12 protein-coding genes are annotated in these 15,022 nt (G+C 68.9%); 7 read left to right on the top strand and 5 right to left on the bottom strand.

Annotated features, from left to right (window positions below; genetic code table 11):
* Positions 1–10 precede the first annotated feature (10 nt).
* Positions 11–838, top strand: a complete 828-nt coding sequence (locus PFX98_RS20045) for a MipA/OmpV family protein (protein ID WP_285232248.1) — start codon at positions 11–13, stop codon at positions 836–838.
* Between the two features lie 4 nt (positions 839–842).
* Here the strand turns inward: PFX98_RS20045 and PFX98_RS20040 are convergent, their stop codons facing one another.
* From PFX98_RS20040 to PFX98_RS20030, 3 genes are read right to left on the bottom strand one after another with little or no spacing between them, the layout of a single operon-like run.
* Entirely contained in the window at positions 843–1,163 is a 321-nt protein-coding gene (locus PFX98_RS20040) for an Mpo1-like protein (RefSeq protein WP_285232247.1), read from the bottom strand.
* 12 nt (positions 1,164–1,175) lie between these two features.
* Positions 1,176–1,976 carry an alpha/beta fold hydrolase gene (locus tag PFX98_RS20035; protein ID WP_285232246.1) on the bottom strand — a complete coding sequence of 267 codons (801 nt, stop codon included), beginning with the start codon at positions 1,974–1,976 and terminating at the stop codon, positions 1,176–1,178.
* 7 nt (positions 1,977–1,983) lie between these two features.
* Entirely contained in the window at positions 1,984–3,288 is a 1,305-nt protein-coding gene (locus PFX98_RS20030; protein WP_285232245.1) for an O-acetylhomoserine aminocarboxypropyltransferase, read from the bottom strand.
* A 92-nt stretch (positions 3,289–3,380) separates the two neighbouring features.
* On the opposite strand from PFX98_RS20030, the gene PFX98_RS20025 reads away from it, so the two are divergent.
* The 5 genes from PFX98_RS20025 (at position 3,381) to PFX98_RS20005 (ending at position 10,792) form a co-directional block, all read left to right on the top strand.
* Positions 3,381–3,845, top strand: coding sequence for a CBS domain-containing protein (locus PFX98_RS20025; protein ID WP_285232244.1), 465 nt, complete (start codon positions 3,381–3,383; stop codon positions 3,843–3,845).
* Positions 3,846–3,918: 73 nt separating this feature from the next.
* Positions 3,919–5,016 carry a chorismate synthase gene (gene aroC, locus PFX98_RS20020; RefSeq protein WP_285232243.1) on the top strand — a complete coding sequence of 366 codons (1,098 nt, stop codon included), beginning with the start codon at positions 3,919–3,921 and terminating at the stop codon, positions 5,014–5,016.
* Positions 5,016–6,200, top strand: a complete 1,185-nt coding sequence (locus PFX98_RS20015; protein ID WP_285232242.1) for an MFS transporter — start codon at positions 5,016–5,018, stop codon at positions 6,198–6,200. The genes aroC and PFX98_RS20015 overlap by 1 nt, the downstream gene beginning before the upstream one ends.
* Positions 6,201–6,369: 169 nt before the next feature.
* On the top strand, positions 6,370–7,536 hold the full coding sequence (locus PFX98_RS20010) for an efflux RND transporter periplasmic adaptor subunit (protein WP_285232241.1): 1,167 nt from the start codon (positions 6,370–6,372) through the stop codon (positions 7,534–7,536).
* Positions 7,537–7,546: 10 nt separating this feature from the next.
* Positions 7,547–10,792: an efflux RND transporter permease subunit gene (locus PFX98_RS20005; RefSeq protein WP_285232240.1), complete on the top strand. Its 3,246-nt coding sequence runs from the start codon at positions 7,547–7,549 to the stop codon at positions 10,790–10,792.
* Between the two features lie 4 nt (positions 10,793–10,796).
* Here PFX98_RS20005 and PFX98_RS20000 read toward each other — a convergent pair whose 3' ends face one another.
* On the bottom strand, positions 10,797–13,049 hold the full coding sequence (locus tag PFX98_RS20000) for a tetratricopeptide repeat protein (RefSeq protein ID WP_285232239.1): 2,253 nt from the start codon (positions 13,047–13,049) through the stop codon (positions 10,797–10,799).
* A gap of 182 nt (positions 13,050–13,231) precedes the next feature.
* Between PFX98_RS20000 and PFX98_RS19995 the strand changes: the two genes are divergently transcribed.
* Positions 13,232–13,939 carry a substrate-binding periplasmic protein gene (locus PFX98_RS19995; protein ID WP_285232238.1) on the top strand — a complete coding sequence of 236 codons (708 nt, stop codon included), beginning with the start codon at positions 13,232–13,234 and terminating at the stop codon, positions 13,937–13,939.
* A 7-nt stretch (positions 13,940–13,946) separates the two neighbouring features.
* Here the strand turns inward: PFX98_RS19995 and gntR are convergent, their stop codons facing one another.
* Positions 13,947–14,978 carry an HTH-type transcriptional regulator GntR gene (gene gntR, locus PFX98_RS19990; RefSeq protein WP_285232237.1) on the bottom strand — a complete coding sequence of 344 codons (1,032 nt, stop codon included), beginning with the start codon at positions 14,976–14,978 and terminating at the stop codon, positions 13,947–13,949.
* Positions 14,979–15,022: the final 44 nt, after the last annotated feature.

Here is a 15,022-nt window from a genome sequence, read left to right as displayed (position 1 = left end):
AGCTTGCAGCATGCGTGTGACCCCTGCTGCGCTCACTCTTGGCGCCATGCTGCTGCTTGGTGCCGGCCCCGCCGCTGCCCAGACCCTGCCGGCGGATGAGGAAGACTTTCGCTACCTGCTGGGCCTGGGCCTGCGCGCCGGCCCCGATTACTGGGGCTCGGAGCAGCGCAGCCTCAGCCTGAAGCCCTTGTGGGCGCTGCGCTGGGGGCGCTGGCGCATCTCCACCTCGGGGGCGGGGGGCTTGATGGGCTTTGGCAACGAGGCCGTCGGCCCGGGCCCCGGCGCCAGCCGCGAGCTGTTCCGCAGCAGCACGCTGCGCGTGGGCTTCGGCCTGCGCTTCGACAGCGGCCGCAACAGCGATGCCGTCAGCAGCACGGCGGGCTTGCCGGATGTGCAGCGCACCCTGCGCGGCCGCCTCTACGCGAGCTATGCGCTGGCGCCGCCATGGCAGCTTTCAGGTGCCCTGAGCCAGGATCTGCTGGGCAAACGCGGCGGTGCCGTGGCCACCATCGATCTGACGCGCCGCCTCTATCGCAGCCCGATGGCCGAGCTGAACGCCTTCGTGAGTGCCTCGGCGGGCGATCGCCGCCACATGCTCAGCTACTTTGGCGTGCCGGCCGACAGCCCGGCCGCACAACGCTATGGCCGCGCCTACGAGCCCGGTGCCGGCCTGCGCGACGCCACCCTGGGCGCCAACTACACGCGCGCCTTCGGCAGCCATTGGGTGGGCTATGCGGGCGCCAGCCTCAGCACTCTGCTGGGGCCGGCGGCCGACAGCCCGCTGGACCAGCGCCGCAGCGCCTTCGGCTGGAGCCTGGGGCTGGCCTACCGCAACTGAGACCCTAGAAGGGGATGCGCCCGGTCCAGATGTCCTTGTACATGACCCAGTCGCCCATGAAGCTCCAGAGCGGGCGCTTGAAGGAGGCGGGCTTGTTCTTCTCGAAGCCGAAATGGCCGATCCAGGCGCAGCCATAGCCGGCCACCAGGCCCAGCGGCAGGAACTGCCAGCTGCCGGTGGCCAGCAGCAGGGCCAGGCAAACAAGGCTCAGGCTCGAGCCCAGGAAGTGCAGGCGCCGGCAGGTGGGGTTGCGGTGCTCGCCCAGGTAGAAGGGGTAGAACTCGGCGAAGCTGCGGAAGTCCTGGACCTGGCTGGCGCTGCTCATGATGGGCTTCTCCTAGGCGATGGCGGTGCGGAGTGCATTCAATACCGGGTCCGGCGCCTCTGCCATCAGTGAATGCCCGGCGGGCACGCGATGTACCGTCGCCTTCAGCGCCGCGGCCAAGGCCTGGCTCTGCTTGGGGGCGGTCATCTGGTCGCGCTCGCCGAGGATGAAGTGCACCGGGCAGGTCACCGCTGGCGCGGCCTCGAGGCCATGGGCATAGGCATCGCAGACGCGGAAATCATGCTCGAACAGATTGCCATGGGTGTAGCCCGCCTGCACGCGCCGCATCAGCTGCAGATTGCCACCATGCAACCAGGCGCCGGGGCCGGGGTAGGAGGGCTTGCTGGCCTGGCTGCTGTGCGAGAACACATTCACCATGTCCATGGCATTGAGCGGCGCCGTGCGCGCGGTTTCCAGCAAGGCCTCGGAGACCTTCATCGGGTAGGCCGTGCCCACCATCACCAATCGGCCGGCGCGTGCCGGCGCCTGTGCCGCGGCCTCCAGGGCGATCAGCGAGCCCATGCTGTGGCCCACCAGGCTGGCCTGCTGCACGCCGGCGGCGTCCAGCACCTGTACGAGCCAGGCCCCCAGCGCCTCCACCGAGGGCAAGGCCTGACCCTCGCTGCGGCCGTGGCCGGGCAGGTCCAAGGCCAGCACGCCGTGGCCGTGGTGGGCAAACCAGCGGGCCAGCAGGGTCCAGACGCTGTGGTCGTGCAGGGCGCCATGCACGAACACGATGCAGGGCAGGGTGGGGTCGAAGTCCTTGCCGCCGGTATAGGCGTAGACGGTCTGTGCGTTGACTTGCAGCTTCATGGGGGGCTTACTTGGCAGCGATCTTGAGGGCGGTCTTGAGGTCGGCGATCAGGTCATCCGCATCCTCCAGGCCAATCGACAGGCGTATCGTGCCCGGCGTGATGCCGGCCTGGGCCAGTGCCGCATCGTCCATGCGGAAATGCGTGGTGCTGGCGGGGTGGATCACCAGCGAGCGGCAGTCGCCCACATTGGCCAGATGGCTGAAGATCTTCAGCGCCTCGATGAAGCGCTTGCCCTGTTCGCGGCTGCCCTTGAGATCGAAGCTGAACACCGAGCCGCAGCCCTTGGGCAACAGTTGTTGCGCCAGCGCATGGCTGGGATGGCTGGCCAGGCCCGGGTAGCCCACGCGCGCCACGCCGGGCTGGGCCTCCAGGAACTCGGCCACCTTCTGCGCGTTGGCGACGTGACGCTGCATGCGCAGCGAGAGTGTCTCGATGCCTTGCAGGATCAGCCAGGCGGTGTGCGGGCTCATGCAGGCGCCGAAATCGCGCAGGCCCTCGCGGCGCGCGCGCAGCAGGAAGGCGCCCACCGTGCTTTCCTCGCTGAACACCATGCCGTGGAAGCCCGCGTAGGGCTCGCACAGTTCGGGGAAGCGGCCGTGGCGCGCGTGCGCGGCCTGCCAGTCGAAGGCGCCGCTGTCGGCCAGCACGCCGCCTACCACCGTGCCATGGCCGCTCAGGAACTTGGTGGCCGAGTGGTAGACCAGATCGGCGCCATGCTCGAAGGGCCGCATCAAATAGGGCGTGGTGAGGGTCGAGTCCACCAACAGCGGCAGGCCGGCCTCATGGGCGATGGCGGCCACATTCGGTATGTCGAGCACGTCCAGGCCGGGGTTGCCCAGGGTCTCGCCGAACAGCAGCTTGGTGTTGGGGCGGATCGCCGCCTTCCAGGCGTCCAGGTCGCCGGGGCGCACAAAGGTGGTGGCAATGCCGAAGCGCGCCAGCGTGTAGTGCAGCAGATTGTGCGAACCGCCATAGAGCGCGGCCGAGGCCACGATGTGCGCGCCGGCGCCGGCCAGGGTGGCGATGGCCAGGTGAAGGGCGGCCTGGCCGCTGGCGGTGGCGATCGCGCCCACGCCGCCTTCCAGCGCCGCCACGCGCTCCTCGAACACCGCGGTGGTGGGGTTGGAGATGCGCGAGTAGACATGGCCGGCGCGTTCCATATTGAACAGCGAGGCCGCGTGCTCCGAGTTTTCGAAGACGAAGGAGGTCGTGAGGTGCAGGGGCGTGGCGCGTGCGCCGGTGGCGGGGTCGGGTGTTGCCCCCGCGTGTAGCGCCAAGGTATCAAAGCCAGGGTCGGCGTAGCCGGACATGGTGTCTCCGCTTGTGTTCGATGCGGGGATTGTGTGCTATGTTGGACGCCATCTGCCGCAGTCCATTACCCAGATCTCCGAGGAGGCCCACCATGAAAGTTGTCGACATACTCCGCGTCAAGGGCGGGACCCTCTACACGGTTGCGCCGGATCAAGCGCTGGCCGAAGCCATCGCCACCATGGCCGAATACGACATCGGCTCACTGGTGGTGATGGAGCATGGCGATCTGGTGGGCATGCTGACCTTTCGCGAGGTGATCGCGGCGGTGCAGCGCAATGGCGGCAGCGTCGGTTCCTCCATCGTGCGCACGGTGATGGACGACCATCCGCTCACCTGCACGCCCGAGACCGAGATCGACGAGGTGCGCCGCATGATGCTGGGGCGCCATGCCCGCTACATGCCGGTGCTGAACGGCAAGACGCTGATGGGCGTGATCTCCTTCTACGACGTGGCCAAGGCCGTGGTCGACAGCCAGGACTTCGAGAACCGCATGCTCAAGGCCTATATCCGCGACTGGCCGGTCGAGGAAGAGGGCGCCGACAGCGCCAAGCTCTGAGCGCGGCCCGCTGTCGATAGAATCCAGGCCACAGCCCGGCATCTCGGCCGGGCTCTGTTTTCTTGGATCCGGCATGTCAGGCAGCACATTTGGTGAGTTGTTCCGCGTCACGAATTTCGGCGAGAGCCATGGGCCGGCGATCGGCTGCGTGATCGATGGCTGCCCGCCCGGCCTGAGCCTTAGCGAGGCCGACATCCAGCCCGAGCTGGATCGGCGCCGCCCCGGCACCTCGCGCCATGTGACCCAGCGCAACGAGCCCGATGCCGTCGAGATCCTCTCCGGCGTCTACGAGGGCCTCACCACCGGCACGCCGATCTGCCTGCTGATCAAGAACACCGACCAGCGCAGCAAGGACTACGGCAACATCCTCGACACCTTCCGCCCCGGCCACGCCGACTACAGCTACTGGCGCAAATACGGCCTGCGCGATCCGCGCGGCGGCGGCCGCTCCTCGGCGCGCCTGACCGCGCCCATGGTGGGGGCCGGCGCGGTGGCTCGCAAATGGTTGAAGCAGCAGTACGGCACCGAGTTCCGCGGCTGCATGACCCAGCTGGGCGAGCTGGAGATCCCCTTCGAGGGCTGGCAGCATGTGGGGCAGAACCCCTTCTTCGCCGCCAACGCCAGCAAGATCGCCGAGCTGGAGGACTATATGGACGCGCTGCGCAAGGCCGGCGACTCGGTGGGTGCGCGCATCCGCGTGGAAGCCACCGGCGTGCCGGTGGGCCTGGGCGAGCCGCTGTTCGACAAGCTGGACGCCGAGATCGCCTACGCGATGATGGGCATCAACGCGGTCAAGGGCGTGGAGATCGGCGCCGGCTTTGCCAGCGTGGCGCAGCGCGGCAGCCAGCATGGCGACGAGCTGACCCCCGGCGGCTTTGCCAGCAACAACGCCGGTGGCGTGCTGGGTGGCATCTCCACCGGCCAGGATCTTTCGGTCTCGATCGCCATCAAGCCCACCAGCTCGATCCGCAGCGCCAAGGCCTCGATCAACCGCGCCGGCGAGCCCACCCAGGTGGAAACCTTTGGCCGCCACGACCCCTGCGTGGGCATCCGCGCCACCCCCATCGCCGAGGCCATGCTGGCCCTGGTGCTGATGGACCATGCGCTGCGCCACCGCGCGCAATGCGGTGACGTGCGGCACGCGCTGCCGGCCATCCCCTCGCACATCTGATGGCCGACGCGGCCGCTGCCCCCGGCCGCACGCTGGGTGCCTGCGCGCTGCTGTCCTTCGCCTATTTCGCCAGCATCGGCGCCTTCAATCCCTACGCGCCGCTCTGGTACAAGGAACTGGGCCTGCCGGTGTTCGCGATCGGCGTGCTGGTCTCGATCTCGAGCTGGACGCGGCTGTTCGCGCCCTATGCCTGGGGCGCGCTGGCCGACCGCAGCGGCCAGCGCGTGCGCCTGATCCGCTGGGCCAGCCTGGCCTGCCTGCTGGCCTCGCTGGGCTTTCTGCTGCCACCCAGCTTTGCCAGCCTGGCGGCGGCCTGCTTTCTGATGTACCTGTTCAACGCCGCCATCGTGCCGCTCACCGAGACCGTGGTGGCGGCGCAGTTGGTGACCCAGGGCGGCGGCATGGATGCGCGCAAGTACGGCCGCGTGCGCGTCTGGGGCTCGGTCGGCTTTCTCAGCACGGTGCTGCTGGCCGGCTGGTGGTTCCAGCATTTCGGCATGCGCTACTTCGCCTGGACCGTGATCGCCCTGCTGCTGCTGGTGGTGTGGGCCGCGCACCGCCTGCCCGAGCAGCATGCGCCCTCGCATGGCCATGAGCCGGCGCCGCCGCTGCGCGAGGTGCTCAGCCACCCGGAGGTGCGCTGGTTCTTCGCCGGCGTGTTCCTCACCGTGCTGGCGCATTCGGCCCTCTATGCCTTCTTCAGCCTCTACCTGGACGAGCTGGGCTACGGCAAGCCGGTGGTGGGCGGGCTGTGGGCGGTGTCGGTGGTGGTGGAGATCGTCTGGTTTGCCTTCCAGGGCCGCTTGCTGGAGCGCGGCAGCCTGCATGGCTGGCTGATGGCGGCGGCGCTGCTGTCGGCCGCGCGCTTTGCCGCCACCGCCGCTTTCGGTGCCTGGGTCTGGGTGCTGGTGCTGGCGCAGTGCACCCATGCGCTCACCTTTGCCGCCCAGCACACCGCCTGCATCGCGCTGGTGACTCGCTACTTCCCGGGGCGCTTGCGCGGCCGCGGCCAGGCGCTCTACTCGGTGCTGGGCTATGGCTGCTCGGGCGTGCTGGGCAGCGTGGGCGGCGCCTCGCTGGCCTCGCTGTGGGGCTATGCCGCCACCTTCTGGGCGGCCACCGCGGCGGCGCTGCTGGGCGCGCTGTGCTGCTGGCGCAGCGCCCGGCTGGACGCCACGCGCTGACGCGTGCACTTTGCATTTCGTCACGGTTGGTCACGCATGGGCCACCTTTTGTCCGTGCTGTGAGCAGTCGGGGTCGAGCAATCCGCAGTTCGTCGCAGGCCCCCTGGCAGCCGCGAATCGCGTCCCTACACTGCCCCCACTTTCAACATCCGCTTCGATCGGGGGAACCATGCGCAAGCAATGGATTTATGGTGGTGTGGCCGTGGCCATCTTGGCCGGTGGTACCGGTGTGGCCGTGTTTGCCAGCAAGGGCGATAGCCCCAAGAAACCCGATGACAAGAAGGCCGAGGTGGCCCTGGAGTTCACCGCCGGCGAGGTCGTCAAGCCGTCCAAGGTCAGCATGCCCGAGCTGATCGAGTTCTCGGGCCCGCTGGTGGCGCCGGGCACGGTGGTGGTGCGCAGCAAGTCGGCCGGCACCCTGCTCAGCCTGGCGGTGGCCGAAGGCAGCCGCGTGCACGTCGGCCAGGCCCTGGGCCAGGTCGATCTGGAGGAGCTGCGCTACCGCGCCGCTGAGCGCAGCGCCAGCGTCGAATCCGCCCGCGCCCAGCTCGAGCAGGCCGAGCGCCAGTACAAGGCCAACCAGGGCCTGGCCGATCAGAAATTCATTGCCTCCACCGCGCTGGACACCTCGCGTGCCGCGCTGGAAGCGGCGCGCGCCTCCCTGCTCAGCGCCAAGGCCCAGTACGACACCAGCCAGGTGGTGCTGCGCCAGGCCGCCCTGGTGGCGCCCATCAACGGCGTGGTGTCCAAGCGCCATGCCCTGCCGGGCGAGAAGCTGGCGCCCGAGCAGCAGATCCTCAGCATCGTCGACCTCAGCAAGCTGGAGCTGGCGGGCCTGGTGGGTACGCACGAGGTCAGCCGGCTCAAGCCCGGCATGGCGGTGAACGTGCGCATCGAGGGCGTGGACAAGCCGGTGGAGGCGCGCATCGCCCGCATCGCGCCGGCCGCCGAACCCGGCACCCGCTCGATCGGCGTGACCCTGGAGCTCAGCAACCCCAAGGAGGAGTTTCGTGCCGGCCAGTACGCGGTGGCCCGCGTGGAGCTGCAGGACGATGCGCAGCGCCTGGCGGTGCCGATTGCCGCGGTGGGCAGCACCTCGGGCCAGGACCATGTCTGGATGATCGAAAAGGGCGCGCTGGTGCGCCGCATCGTCACCACCGGCCGGCGCGACCAGCGCGAGGGCCGCGTCGAGGTGCTGCAAGGCCTCAGCGCGGACGCCCAGGTGCTGGCGGCGCGCTTCGACAATCTGCGCGAAGGCAGCAAGGCCGAGGTGGTGGCCGCCAAATCCAAGGATGCCAAGGTGGCCAGCGCCGTGGCAGCCCCGGCGGCCAACTGAGGAGCACGCCATGTGGATGACACGCGTCTCGATTCAAAACCCGGTCTTCGCCACCATGGTGATGGTGGCCCTCTGCGTACTGGGCCTGTTCAGCTACGCCAAGCTGGGCGTGGAGAACCTGCCCGACATCTCCATCCCGGTGGCCTCAGTGGACGTGCGCTACCCCGGCGCCTCGCCCGAGGCGGTGGAGCGTGAAATCGCCAAGCCGCTGGAAGAGGCGCTCAACAGCATCGCTGGCGTCGAGAAGGTGATCTCGCGCAGCTTCGAGGGCCGTGTGCAGGCCCAGGTCGAGTTCGGCCTCAACACCGACATGGGCCGCGCCATGCAGGAGGTGCGCGACCGCGTCTCCGCCGTGCAGGCGATCTTCCCCAAGGACGCCAAGGCGCCCACCGTGGCGCGCGCCTCGGTGGAGGAGAACCAGCCGGTGGTGCTGGCCGCGCTGATGAGCAAGACGCGCCCGGCGCGCGAGCTCTCCATGATGGCCGAGCTGACGGTGGCCAAGCGCCTCGGTCGCGTCGACGGCGTGGCGCGGGTGGACGTGAGCGGCATGGTGACGCGCGAGGTGCGCATCGATCTGGATCCGCTGCGCCTGCGCGCCTACAACGTCACGCCGGCCGAAATCTCGGCCGCCCTGCGCGACGCCAATATGGACCAGCCCGTGGGCCTGATTTCCGACCAGACCGCCGACGCGATCCTGCGCGTCGAGGGCCGCGTCAAGGATCCCAAGCAGTTCGTCAACGTGGTGGTGGCGCGGCGTGGCAATCTGGTGCTGACCCTGGGCGACCTGGGCAAGCTGGTCGAGCGTGAGCGCGAGGCCGACAGCATCGCGCGCATCAATGGCGCCCAGGCCGTGACCTTCAATGTCTTCAAGCAGCAGGACGCCAACATCGTCGCCACCGGCGACGGCGTCAAGGAAGCGATGGCCGAGCTGCGCAAGAGCCTGCCGGCCGACGTCGAGCTGAACCTGATCTATGCCTCCAGCGACAACGTCAAGAATTCGCTGGAAGGTCTCAAGCACACCCTGATCGAGGGCGCGCTGCTGACCGTGGCCATCGTGTTCCTGTTCCTGCACAGCTGGCGCTCCACCATCATCACCGGTCTGACCCTGCCGATCGCGGTGATCTCCAGCTTCATCGCCGTGCATGCCTTCGGCTTCACGCTCAACTTCATGACCATGATGGCGCTCTCGCTGTGCATCGGTCTGTTGATCGACGATGCCATCGTGGTGCGCGAGAACATCGTGCGTCATGTGGCGATGGGCAAGGACCACCACCGCGCCGCCGAAGACGGCACCAACGAGATCGGCCTGGCGGTGATGGCCACCACCTTCGCGATCTGCGCGGTGTTCGTGCCGGTCTCCTTCATGGGCGGCATCATCGGCAAGTTCTTCTACCCCTTCGGCATCACGGTGGCGGTGGCGGTGCTGGTGAGCCTGTTCGTCAGCTTCACGCTCGACCCGATGCTGAGCTCGGTCTGGAAGGACCCGCCCAGCCACTACCTGAAGCGCATGCCGGTGATCGGGCACATGATCCGTGCCACCGACCTGGGCATGGATGTGCTGCACCGGGTCTATGAGCGCACCATCCGCTGGGTGTTCTCGGGTCGCCGCTACCGCGCCTGGCTGCCGGTGTTCGCGCGCCCCTTCGATGCCCAGGGCCTGCGCGACCGCACGCAAAAGCGCCGCCTGCGCTTTGCCACCATCACGCCGCGCGGCCTGGTGCTGTGGGGCGGCACGCTGAGCTTCTTCATTGCGCTGGTGCTGGCCGGTTTCGTGGGCTCGGAGTTCGCGCCCAAGACGGATGACAGCTTTACCCAGATCAACCTGCGCCTGCCGGTGGCCTCCAGCCTGGAGCGCAGCAGCACCAAGGTGGCGCAGATCGAGGAGATCCTGAACCGCTACCCGGAGATCAAGACGGTCTCCACCGTGGTCGGCAGCACCGGCGAGGGCCTGGCCACCGGCCGCAACCAGGCCACGCTGAGCATCTCGCTGGTGGACAAGAAGGCGCGCAAGCGCAGCCAGAAGGAGATCGAGGACGCGATCCGCGCCGACATCGCCAAGATCCCCGGCGTGGACGCCAGCGTCGGCGGCAACCGCGAGATCTGGATCACCATCCTGGGCAACGATCCCGAGGTGCTGACCCAGGTGGCCAACGATCTGGTCGCCAAGATCAAGAAGATCAAGGGGGCCGTGGACGTGGAGACCACCGTCAAGCCTGGCCTGCCGGCCTTCGCCGTCAAGCTCAAGGATTCGGCCATCCGCGAGCTGGGCCTGACCGGCCCGCAGGTGGCAGCATCGCTGCGCGCCTATGTCAATGGCGACGTGGCCACCTACTGGACCACGCCCGATGGCAACCAGGTCGAGGTGCTGCTGCGCCTGCCGGTGGAGCAGCGCCAGCGTGTCGACCAGATGCTCAAGCTGCCGGTGGCCTTTGCCAAGGACGGCTCGCCGATCGCCTTGGACCAGGTGGCCACCATCGAGCCGGTGTTCAACCCCGAGGTGATCCGCCGCCAGAACCTGCAGCGCCGCGAGGCGGTGTTCGCCGGCGTCGAGGGCCGCCCCTCCGGCGACGTCAACGCGGATGTGCAGAAGCTCATCAAGGCGACCCACCTGCCGCCCGGCACCAGCTTCAATGTGGACGGTGCCGGCAAGCAGCAGGCCGACGCCTTCAAGGGTCTGCTGGCGGCCATGGGCCTGGCGGTGATCTTCATCTACATCGTGCTGGCCAGCCAGTTCGGCAGCTTCGTGCAACCCATCGCCATCATGGCCTCGCTGCCCCTGGCCCTGATCGGCGTGATGCTGGCCCTGTTGGTCACCGGGACCACGCTGAACGTGTTCTCGATGATCGGCCTGGTGATGCTGATGGGCCTGGTGACCAAGAACGCCATCCTGCTGGTGGACTTTGCCAATCATGCACGCAAGGCCGGCGCCTCGGTGCCCGATGCCCTGCTGCAGGCCGGCCTGATCCGCATGCGCCCCATCATCATGACCACCGCGGCGATGGTGTTCGGCATGTTGCCGATGGCCATCGCGCTCAACGAGGGTGGCGAGATCCAGGCGCCGATGGGCCGCGCCATCATCGGCGGCGTGATCACCTCGACCATCCTGACCCTGGTGGTGGTGCCGGTGCTGTACTCCTACCTGGTGCGCCTGCGCAAGCCGGCGCCCAAGGGCTCGCAGACTGCCGCGGCGGACGCGGCCCATGGCAGCGCGATGCCGCTGGACATGCCCGGCGCCATGCCCGCCGCGAAGGACTGACGGTTCAAGCTTGCGGTGAGACGCAGGCTGGAGGCCCCGACTGGTTCGGGGCCTTTTTTTCGTCGCAGTGGCGGCGCCACAGCTGCCGCAGCGCCGCTTCGAAATGCGTGGCGAAGCGGGGCGCGTCGCACAGCGGCGAGCGCAGCAGGCGCGCGCGCAGATCCTGGCGCAACACTGCCAGGGTCGGCAGGTCGGCGGCATGCCGCTGCGCCAAGGCCAGATAGTCGGCGCGGTCGGCGGCCACCCAATCCGGCAGCTGCAGGTTTTGCATGATGCTGACGCCCTGGCGCGACAGCGGCGTGGTGCCGGCCAGGGTCAGCACCGGCACGCCCATCCACAGCGCCTCCATGCTGGTGGTGCCGCCGGGGTAGGGGAAGGGGTCCAGCGCGATGTCGACGTTTGCGTAGCAACGCAGATAGTCTGCGCGCGGGCTGGCGCCCTCCAGCCACAGGCGCTCGGCGGGCACGCCCAGCGCGGCAAGGCGGGCCTGCAGGCCGGCGCGCGTGCTGGCGATATCCAGCTGGGCATTCTTCAGGTATAGCCGGCTGCCCGGCACCGCGGCCAGCAGCTCGGCCCACAAGCGCAGCACCGCGTCGTTGAGCTTGTTGAGCTTGTTGAAGCAGCCGAAGGTGAGATGGCCGCGTGCGGCAGCGGGCAGGGGGGCTACCGGCAGGGCCGGCGTGGGCGGCGTGAAGCACAGAAAACTCTCGGGCAGGCGCCACAGCCGTTCGGTGAAGGCCGCCTCCGTGCCCGGCGGCGCAATCCAGGGGTCGCTCAGCACATAGTCGATGGCGGCTACGCCGGTGCTGGCGCAATAGCCCAGCCAGGAGAGCTGCAGCGGCGCGGGCTTGCGCGCGAACAGGGGCAGGCGGTTGCCCGCGGTGTGGCCCGAGAGATCGATCAGGATGTCAACGCCGTCCGCCTCGATCTGCGCCGCCAGCTGCGCATCGCTCATGCCCTGCACCTGGCGCCAGCCTGAAACGCTGGCCTTCAGCGCTGCGCTGAGGCCATCATGCTGCGCGCTATTCGCGTAGATCAGCAGGGCCAGCCTGTCGCTGGCCTGCGCCGCCAAGGCCGCCAGCAAGGTTTGCAGAAAGTAGCCGACCGGATGCTCGCGCAGGTCGGCCGACACCAGACCGACGCGCAGGCAGCGCGCCGGCTCGGCGGCGTCGGGCCAGCTGTCGCGCGCCGGGGTGATGCTGGCCAGCGTTGCGCCATAGCCTTCGGCCGCGGCGCGCGCCGCAGCCGCCGTATCCGGCTCCAGATGGCACTGCAGGAACAGCAGGTCGCTATGGGCCCAGCGCTGCTCGGGTTGCAGTGCCAGGATGCGCCGATAGCCATGCGCGGCGCCGTCGAAGTCGCCGAGTTCGCGCAGGGCGGCGGCCAGATTGCCATGGGCCAGCGTGTCGTCGGGGCGGGCGGCGATGGCGCGACGGTAGAGCGTCAAGGCTTCGTCGAGACGGCCCTGGGCCTTCAAGGTGTTGCCGAGGTTGTTCAGCAATTCGGTGGCGCCGGGATCGAGCGCGAGGCCGCGCCGGTAGAGTGCCTCCGCGTCGGCAAGCCGGCCCAGCCCCTGCTGCAGCAGGCCCAGATTGCACAGGGCGGGCAGATGCTGGGGTTGCCGCCGCAGCAGCTGCTGGTAGCGGGCGATCGCGGCGTCGGTCCGGCCCTGCGCGGCCAGGGCATGGGCCGCATCGAACAGCGCCTTGCCCAGCAGCGACTGAGCGGCGGCGAAGTCGGGCTTGAGGGCGAGCGCGCGCTCAAACGAAGCCAGCGCCTCGTCCATGCGGCCAAGCCGCTGCAGCACCAGGCCCAGATTGCAATGCGCTTCGACGAAACCCGGCTTCAGTTGCAGGGCGTGTTGCAGGCAAGACTGGGCTTCGTCCAGCCGCCCGGCGCGCATCAGCGCCAGGCCAAGGTTGCCATGCGCCTCGGCGAAATCGGGGCGCAGCGCGAGGGCGTCCCGGTAGCAGCTCAGCGCCTCCTCATGCCGGCCCTGCTGGCTCAGGAGATTGCCCAGATTGCTGGGCAGTTCGGCATCGTCCGGCAGCAGCGAGCGCGCGCGCCTCAGCGTCTCGATGGCCTCCTTGCCCTGGGCCTGCAGGGCGACGCCGAGCGCCTTCCAGAGCGAGCCCGAGTCCGGAAAGCTCAGCAGCAATGCGCGTGCGGCCCGCTCCATCTCGTCATAGCGCCTGGCGTTGAAGCTCAGCAGCAGAGGCTGCAATTCGAGCGGAGAAGGGTCGCGCGTTGCGCTCATCGTTGGGGCATTGGGGCTGTTCTGGCGGGCGGCGCGATTATCCAGGCACGGCGCGCCGCCAGCGTGCCACAGCGCTGGGGCAGACCCGGCTTGTGGATTGGTTCAGGATCGCTAGCATGCGCTTCCACATGCGACATTCACTGCTTGCTTTCGCCATTGGCCTCGCCTGCTGCCTGCCAGCGATGGCGCGCGCCGCGCCCGCCCTGCGCCTGCTCAGCGAAGAGTTCGCACCGGTCAATTTCAGCGAGAACGGCGTTGGCAAGGGCCTGTCGGTCGAGATCGTGCGCGAGATCCAGCAGCGCCTGGGGGCGCCGGCCGAGATCGAGTTCATGCCCTGGAGCCGCGCCTACCGCGAAGCCCAGGGCCGTGAGCCGGTGGCGCTGTTCGCGATGGCGCGCACGCCGGCGCGCGAGAAGCTCTTCAAATGGGTGGGCCCCATCGTCACCTTCTACAGCTCGATCTACGCCCCCAACGGCGACGGCGTGCGCCTGCGCAGCCTCAACGATGCGAAGAAGGTCAAGGCGGTGCTGGTGGTGCGCGACTGGTACACCGGCGAGCAGCTCAGCACCCAGGGCTTCAAGAACCTGGTGCCGGTGAGCGACCCGGTGCAGGGCATCAAGATGCTGCAGGCGCGGCGCGCGCCGCTGTTTGCCACCGAGCGCATCACCATGCCGCAAATCATGGCCCAGGCCGGCGTGCCGGCGGACGCTTTCGAGGTGGTCTACAGCTTTGCCAGCTCCGAGGGCTATATCGCCTTCTCGCTCACCACGCCCGATGCCACTGTGAAGGCCTGGCAGCAGCAGCTCGATGCGATGAAGCAGGACGGTCGCTTTCTGACCATCTACAAGCGCTGGTTGCCGAACGACAACCCGCCGCTGGGCAAGCGCTGAGAAGGCGCTAGAGGCTTTGCCTCAGCACCAGCTCGTAGCCCAGGTCCAGGCTGGGCGCGGCGGGCTGCTCGCCGCGGATCAGGCCCAGCAGCATGCGTGCGGCTTCGCGGCCGATCGCGGCACGCGGCGTGCGCACCGTGCTGAGCGCCGGCAGCATCTGGTCGCTGCCGGTCAGGTCGTTGAAGCCTGCCACCGCCACCCGCGCGGGCACGGCAATGCCCAGGCGCAGCGCGGCCAGCAGCGCGCCCTGGGCCAGGTCGTCGTTGCAGAAGAAGATCGCATCGGTGTCGGGCTGCTCGCGCATCAGCTGCTCGAACAGTTCGGCGCCCAGCGCCATCGAGGAGGGGCGGGGCGAGAGCAGCTCGCGCTTGGGCTCGTGGCGGCCGGCCAGCTGCATGGCCTGGCGATAGCCGCTGGCGCGCTGCAGGGTGCGCGGATCCAGTTGGGCGGCCACGAAGGCGATGCGCTGGCGGCCATGTGCGAGCAGGCATTGCGTCATCGCGCGGCCGGCGTCCGACTGCGAGAAGCCCACGCTGTAGACCCCCGGCTCGGCATGCGTTTCCATGACATGCACGCAGGGCACGCCGCTGTCGGCGATCAGGCGCCGGGCGGCCTCGGTGCGGTCGAAGCCCGTCACGATCAGGCCGGCCGGACGGTGCATCAGGTAGGCGCGCAGCAGCGCCTCCTCCTCGTCAGGGCGGTAATGGGTGACGCCGATCAGGCTTTGGTAGCCGGCCTCCAGCAGGCTGCGCTGGGCCGCGTCCAGCAGGTCCACGAACAGGGCATTGCTGAGCAAGGGGATCAGCACGGCCACCTGGGTGCTGCGCGAGGAGGCCAGCGCGCGCGCCGCCGGGTCGGGCACATAGCCCAGGCGTTCGGCGGCCTCGCGCACCCGGGTCACCAGCTCGCTGGCGACCGCGCGTTCGCCGCGCAGCGCACGCGACACAGTGATGGGGCTGACGCCCGCTGCCTGGGCCACCTCGGCCAGCGTGGTGCGGCCGGTGGCGCGGCGTCGTTTTGGTGCGGTTGGCGCGGACATGGCCGTAGTTTCCCTGATGTGGTGCGTCTGGTTTGGGCACTAGG

Origin of the sequence: Paucibacter sediminis, assembly GCF_030254645.1 — a bacterium.
GTDB lineage: Bacteria > Pseudomonadota > Gammaproteobacteria > Burkholderiales > Burkholderiaceae_C > Paucibacter_B > Paucibacter_B sediminis.
Note: the sequence above shows the minus strand (reverse complement) of the source record. Positions and strands in the feature narration are given on the sequence as shown.

Coding starts and splice junctions, on each gene's coding strand:
- aroC (WP_285232243.1), top strand. CDS start 3,919: ATGTCAGGCAGCACATTTGGTGAGTTGTTCCGCGTCACGAATTTCGGC.
- PFX98_RS20045 (WP_285232248.1), top strand. CDS start 11: ATGCGTGTGACCCCTGCTGCGCTCACTCTTGGCGCCATGCTGCTGCTT.
- PFX98_RS20035 (WP_285232246.1), bottom strand. CDS start 1,976: ATGAAGCTGCAAGTCAACGCACAGACCGTCTACGCCTATACCGGCGGC.
- PFX98_RS20025 (WP_285232244.1), top strand. CDS start 3,381: ATGAAAGTTGTCGACATACTCCGCGTCAAGGGCGGGACCCTCTACACG.
- PFX98_RS20010 (WP_285232241.1), top strand. CDS start 6,370: ATGCGCAAGCAATGGATTTATGGTGGTGTGGCCGTGGCCATCTTGGCC.
- PFX98_RS19995 (WP_285232238.1), top strand. CDS start 13,232: ATGGCGCGCGCCGCGCCCGCCCTGCGCCTGCTCAGCGAAGAGTTCGCA.
- PFX98_RS20040 (WP_285232247.1), bottom strand. CDS start 1,163: ATGAGCAGCGCCAGCCAGGTCCAGGACTTCCGCAGCTTCGCCGAGTTC.
- gntR (WP_285232237.1), bottom strand. CDS start 14,978: ATGTCCGCGCCAACCGCACCAAAACGACGCCGCGCCACCGGCCGCACC.
- PFX98_RS20030 (WP_285232245.1), bottom strand. CDS start 3,288: ATGTCCGGCTACGCCGACCCTGGCTTTGATACCTTGGCGCTACACGCG.
- PFX98_RS20005 (WP_285232240.1), top strand. CDS start 7,547: ATGTGGATGACACGCGTCTCGATTCAAAACCCGGTCTTCGCCACCATG.
- PFX98_RS20015 (WP_285232242.1), top strand. CDS start 5,016: ATGGCCGACGCGGCCGCTGCCCCCGGCCGCACGCTGGGTGCCTGCGCG.
- PFX98_RS20000 (WP_285232239.1), bottom strand. CDS start 13,049: ATGAGCGCAACGCGCGACCCTTCTCCGCTCGAATTGCAGCCTCTGCTG.